General features: G+C 61.4%; 1 protein-coding gene. It reads left to right on the top strand.

All coding sequences use genetic code 11. From position 1 onward, the window contains the following. Window positions 1-1,362 (top strand): adenylate/guanylate cyclase domain-containing protein (locus tag AU465_RS33110; protein ID WP_192257226.1); only part of this gene is annotated, 1,362 nt, incomplete at its 5' end. Window positions 1,363-1,433 lie beyond the last annotated feature (71 nt).

The raw sequence follows: 1,433 nt of genomic DNA, 5'->3' as shown, positions 1-1,433 counted from the left end.
AAATTCGAGACGCTGATCAGGAGTGCCGACGACCACTCGCTCTATCGCGTTAATCCGCTGGCCTTTGCTCGCGACCGCGCCATCGCCGAACCTGAAGCAATCGATCTCTTCCTTCATGCCGCCCGCTGTGGCTTGTTCGACATGAGTTGGGATGTGCTCTGTCCCCAGTCCGGGATGGTGCTCGATAGTTTCGGCGCCCTGCGGACGCTGAAGACCCATTACGTCTGTGGCCTGTGCGACGTATCGGGCGACACCGACCTCGACGACTTCATCGAGGTCACCTTCTCGATATCGCCGAAGTTACGGGGCCTGCCGCACCACGATCCCGCGTCGCTCTCGGTCGAGGATTATCACTGGAAGCTCCACTTCGGACCTGACGGGCGGCTACCGGGGCAAGACGTTCGCTTTCTTGACGTTCTGCGCGGCTTCGTTCGGGGCATGACGTTTCTGCCGCCCGGCACCACCACCACACTCCGCGCCGAGCTGGGACCGGGCTCCCTTGCGGGCGTCAACGTGCAGACGCAGGCCGCATTCGCTGTGCCGATATCGGGCGATCCGGTGTTGGCGCCGACATGTCTCAAAATCGATTATGACGGCAAACGCTTCTTGCCGGCATTGCCCGCTGTGCCGCCTGGTCCGATTGTCATTGAGGTAGCGAATAGAGGGCCGGTGCGTGGTTCGCTGCTCGTCATCAACTGGCCGCCCGAGCTTGTCGCGCTGACTGCCAAGCCGGCGCTCGATTTCGACCCTTATGTCTCCGGTGGAGCGCTGCTTGCGCGGCAAACCTTCCGCCAGCTCTTCCGGTCCGAACGTGTCAACGAAAAGGAGGGGCTCGGTATCCGGCAGATCACCTTCCTGTTCACCGACCTCAAGGGTTCGACCGCCATGTATGAGCGTCTGGGCGACCTCAACGCCTATGCTTTGGTCCGCGAGCATTTCGCTCTGGTCAACGCGGCGGTTCAGCAACATTGCGGAGCGGTGGTCAAGACGATTGGGGATGCGGTGATGGCTGCGTTCTCGCAGCCCTCGGATGCGATTTCGGCTGCACTCCACATCTTTGAAGAAATCGATCGCTTCAACGGCGACCATGACGGGCCGGGGATCATCCTCAAGATCGGCGCCCACTGTGGACCGTCGATCGCCGTGACGCTCAACGACAACCTCGACTATTTCGGCCAGACAGTGAATGTCGCCGCGCGCGTGCAGTCCCTGGCAGAAGCCGGTCAGGTCTGCATTTCCGAAGCGCTCCATTCCGCGCCCGAGGTTAGCGAAATGCTTGCCGGCCATCGGGTCGTGGCGTTTGACGCGCCTCTTCGAGGTGTGGAGGGTGATGCAACTGTCTATCGCATTATGCGGGAATAGACGCGATTGCGTGCCAACTCCCTTTCGCTCGCGGGGAACCGGAGCTTATGGCGTCCGTCTGCTGAGCGCAG

It is taken from the genome of Mesorhizobium silamurunense, assembly GCF_014843905.1.
In the GTDB taxonomy this organism is placed as follows: Bacteria; Pseudomonadota; Alphaproteobacteria; order Rhizobiales; family Rhizobiaceae; genus Mesorhizobium; species Mesorhizobium silamurunense.
Note: the sequence above shows the minus strand (reverse complement) of the source record. Positions and strands in the feature narration are given on the sequence as shown.